Here is a 4,377-nt window from a genome sequence, read left to right on the forward strand (position 1 = left end):
AAATACAAAAAGCGCTGGAACAATTATTTGTGAAAATACCGTGAATACAATTTATGTTATCAACATTTCAACACTTTCAACAAAGAAAAAAGTAACAAAAAAGAAACTACAACTACTGTAAACATTTTTTAGGACTTGACAATCCCCCCTGCCTTACGGCATCCCCCCTTTTTAAGGGGGGAGATGGGCTGGCTCCCCTTTGTTTTATAAGGGGGAAACGGCGAAGTCGAGGGGGATCATGTAAAAGCATGGATAACATTATAGCATTTTGTTATCATTGATATTACATCATAGTTACCGCTACTCTTTTCTGCGTTTATGAATAATCCGGGTTAAATCCTGGGAATAGATAAATCAGACCGCCACCTTGACGAGAATTTTATGGAGTTTGCCCGAGCCTCCCTTGGGCGTATGACCGTCGCCCGGAAAAAATATCGCATACTGCCCGGGAAGGACGGGTATCCATACATCCGGCTCCTCGCCGAAAAAGCCGTAATCGTCCTTTTCGTCGAAGGGTTTGGTGACAGTCACGCATTTCTCAGCCGGTTTCCAGCCAAACTCGTTGACTCCGCCGACACCGAACTGGATATCGATGTATTTCCGGTGAATTTCGAGCTGGGCGCCCGCATGTCCCTGGCCATCAGCGCGAACCACCATCGCATATACACGATCTCCATCGATCGGGATTGTGCCTTCGAGCTTCTGCAAATCCGATGTTTTGAGAAATTCAAACGCTTTTTTAAATCCCGGATTCAGGGCATAGTACCGTTCGGCATTTTCGAGCGAATCCAGTATCATATCAGTCCCCCTGCTTCATACCTGGTTTTTTATATGAACAATGAATGTGTAATCAAGGAATGTGTAATCAAGCGTGATCAACAGCGCCGTATTTAACTGGCAACCCCCATTTTTTTAAAAGAACACTTTTTTTAGATGTTACCTCCTTTGTGTGCCCAAAGGAAGTAACCAAGGAAAGGGCACCTCGTGAAAAGCCTTTTTCCACGGTCACTGCCCGTTTTTCGGGAATGTGTGAACTCACGAGCCTTCGGCTCGCTCGGACAGCACCCATTCTTTTTCCGAAAACCGGTTGTGACCGCGGGGCTTTTCAACGGGTTTTATAAATTCATAGTTTTTAAGAGGGCGGTGAAAAAGTGCCTTTTCCACACGCCCGATAATGAAATGTATTGTTCTGTCGCTGTCAAGGGCACGTAAATCTGCACTTCGTGCCGACCCTTGACAGCCAAAATTCAGGCATGTAGAGTTTTTCACCACGCTTTTAAGGTCTATATTCTATTTATAATCAATGTATTACAATACAATTCATTGTGGATTTCCGGGGATCACCAGCGCCGTATTTAACCGGTGCAATCTTCCGCCGTTGAATCCATTGTACCGAATACCCGCTATTACCGCGAGAGCATGCGATGAGCCGCGGCGAGCTGCTTCCGTATCGGAATATGCTGGGGACATTTCGTTTCGCACACGCCGCATTCGATGCAGGCCGAGGCGTTTTTCCCCGGCTCCCATTCCATGACGCCGATCATGGCATATGTGTCACGCGAATGCTCCCAGATATCGTACACGCGGGCCTGGTTGTACAGCTCGAAAATACGGGGAATCCGTACCTCCTGCGGGCAGGGCAGGCAGTAACCGCAGCCCGTGCAGTACAGGTCGGCCATGTTCTTCAGACGGTCGAGGTGTTCGTTAATCCCGATGAGTTCGTCCGGTGAGAGCGGTATATTCTTCCCGGCTATTTCGCAGTTCTCTTCCACCTGCCTCATCGTGCTCATTCCCGAAAGGGCGATGGAAACACCGGGATTCGAGAGCACAAACCGCAGCGCCACCTCCGGTATTCGTTCATGGTTGCCGACAACCTGCTCGATCACCGCGCTCGGTTCGCCGAGCCTGCCGCCGCCGACCGGACCCATGACTACGACGCCGAGGCCTTTCTCATGGGCGTATGCAATACCTTCTTCAAGCCTCCGGTCAAGCATGTTGTATTGGAGGGTAATCGATTCGAAAAATCCGGAGTCGACGATCCTGATGAGCGCATCGTTGCCGTCATGAAACGAGGTGCAGATGTGTTTGACCAGCCCCTGGTCATATGCCTTGCGCATCCACTTACTCACACGGGGCTCCACATCCTCACGGAATATCTTCCAGTTGATACCGTGATAGTTGTAGATGTCGATCGAGCCGACACGGAGCCGTTCGAGGCTGTCCTCGAGATTCTTCCACCATGCTTTCTCGTCCACACCGAAATAGGGATTTTTCGTCGAGATGACAATGCTGTCCCTGTCGTGCCAGCTTTCAACCGCCTCCCCCACTACCCGCTGGCTGTCGGTGTTGCAGTAACCGCGAGCCGTGTCGATGTAATTGACCCCCGCTTCGAATGCCCGGTGTATCATCGGTATGGCAAGGTCACGGTTGACCGGTGCGTTTTCGCCCTCTCCAACCATGGGTAACCGCATGGCGCCAAATCCAAGCTGCGACACACGGTAACCGGTGCGGCCTAGTTCCCGGTAGATCATAATGTACAAACCTTTCCGAATATATGTTATCTGTCAGTTATAAGAATAGTAAAGCAGGAATGATGATTTATAACGCCCGAAAGAGCGATGGGTTTCACCGTCGAAGACCGATACTGAGTTTCAAGACCTGATTACGAGGGCTGTTAAAAAGTATATTTTCACGAGCCCTATGACGAAATGTGTTGTTCTGTTGCTGTCAAGGGCATGTAAGCATGTCCCCGAATTATTAATCGGGGATTGGAACTTCGCGCCGACCCTTGACAGCTTATTTCCACACTTACAGACTTTATCACAAGACTTTTACAGTATAATAAAAAACGGGAAAATTGTAAATGAACATACAATTATTCCGGATTTTTTCTACAGTGGGCAACCACGGGGGGTTGCCCCTACAATAGAAAAAACACGAACAATTATTTCGTCATGTATAAAACAATCCGTTATCAATAGTGGTTATTACTCCGGCGAATAAATAATGATATTAATATCTGGAAAAGATGCTGAAACAAATTCGGCATGACACAATCCGATGTCACTCTTTAACCGCCGGAGCAATAAAATAGAATTAAAAGCTGGAAATATCATGTAAATAGGCAATTTATAAGTATGTGGAGTGTTTTGGATGTGATTATTACCCCTTTTCTCCACCCGAACTCACCCCTCACTCCCCTCTCTTTCAAAGAGAGGGGAAGCGCCACCAATATCTGTATTATCAAAATGTTATGCGCGGGGTGAGTTCCTTTGATAAAGGTGGTAATTGTCATATTTTGCTATAAACACAGGATAATCAATTTTTTTTACCGGACAGTTCTAAATCCGTTATGACTTTTTGTGCCTTCCTGCTGCTACGCAGCGCATCGCGGAGAGTATGGTGAAATATTTTCACGAATAACCTCCATGACTATAGTTAGTCACAACGAAGGATGAAAAATGTATGCAGTTGATATGGATTCCCGATTAAAGATTCGGGAATGACGCCGTTACAAGGATATCCGGCACAAGGCCGGGGCTTCAGCGCCGGGAACTGCAGATGCATTTTCAGATATATTCGGGTTAATAGAACGCGGATTTTCGCGGATTTTATTCTTTATAAAGATCTTTTTGGGTGCAAATGTTTAATAATTGCTAAGAATAGTACAAATAATATGTTATATAAATTAGTGTCTTCGTGTCTTCGTGGTAAATATTTTCATGAATGATCCGGGTTGGGTGTGTCATTCCCTTGAAAGACGTCACTATCGAATCTTTAACCGGGAGCGGGAATTCATTATATCATGCTCATGACATTGTGGTTGTAATACTGGATTTCCAATTCACTTCGTTCTTGGGAATGACGACATTCTACAATACATGAATTATTTGAAACTCATTATTGCTCCGGCGGATAAATAATGATACCAATAGCAGGAATAGATGCCGAAACAAGTTCGGCATGACGTCATCCGATATCACTGTTTAATCGCCGAAGCAATAATTCGGATTTATCTGAGGTATTTGCACAAGTCCGGATTATTAGAATAAGCCCCCTTCCTGTCCTGCGGACATCCTTCCACCGGAGGGGCAGGAATTAACCGTGGTGCAACGACTTCCCTTGCCCCCTTCGGAGGACACGAAGCGAAGCGAAGAGCCGCGAAGCGCAAGGGAACGAGGGTCAGGAGGCTGTAGTTTAAAAAGACTCCCCTTTTTATTGCTCCGGCGAATAAAAAATGATACCGGAAGTAAAAAAAACATGGATTCCCGCTTTCGCGGGAATGACGGCTTGGTGCGCAGTTACACAGATTGTATCGAATCACCTTTATAGGGCTCAATTTCCGAAATATATTTCACTGTTTAATCGCCGGAGCAA

Annotated in this window: 3 protein-coding genes; 1 reads left to right on the forward strand and 2 read right to left on the reverse strand. The window is 46.4% G+C overall.

Features of this window, described 5'->3' with window-relative positions:
* Window positions 1–354 precede the first annotated feature (354 nt).
* The gene (locus LLG96_09245) at window positions 355–798 is read right to left on the reverse strand and encodes a YhcH/YjgK/YiaL family protein (protein ID MCE5250392.1); all 444 of its coding nucleotides are present in this window, start codon (window positions 796–798) and stop codon (window positions 355–357) included.
* A 231-nt stretch (window positions 799–1,029) separates the two neighbouring features.
* On the opposite strand from LLG96_09245, the gene LLG96_09250 reads away from it, so the two are divergent.
* Window positions 1,030–1,212: a hypothetical protein gene (locus tag LLG96_09250; GenBank protein ID MCE5250393.1), complete on the forward strand. Its 183-nt coding sequence runs from the start codon at window positions 1,030–1,032 to the stop codon at window positions 1,210–1,212.
* Between the two features lie 194 nt (window positions 1,213–1,406).
* On the opposite strand, the gene LLG96_09255 is transcribed toward LLG96_09250, so the two are convergent.
* Complete coding sequence (locus LLG96_09255; protein ID MCE5250394.1) at window positions 1,407–2,531, reverse strand: aldo/keto reductase; 1,125 nt, start codon at window positions 2,529–2,531, stop codon at window positions 1,407–1,409.
* Window positions 2,532–4,377 lie beyond the last annotated feature (1,846 nt).

It is taken from the genome of bacterium (assembly GCA_021372535.1).
In the GTDB taxonomy this organism is placed as follows: domain Bacteria; phylum Latescibacterota; class Latescibacteria; order Latescibacterales; family Latescibacteraceae; genus JAFGMP01.

Coding starts and splice junctions, on each gene's coding strand:
- LLG96_09245 (MCE5250392.1), bottom strand. CDS start 798: ATGATACTGGATTCGCTCGAAAATGCCGAACGGTACTATGCCCTGAAT.
- LLG96_09255 (MCE5250394.1), bottom strand. CDS start 2,531: ATGATCTACCGGGAACTAGGCCGCACCGGTTACCGTGTGTCGCAGCTT.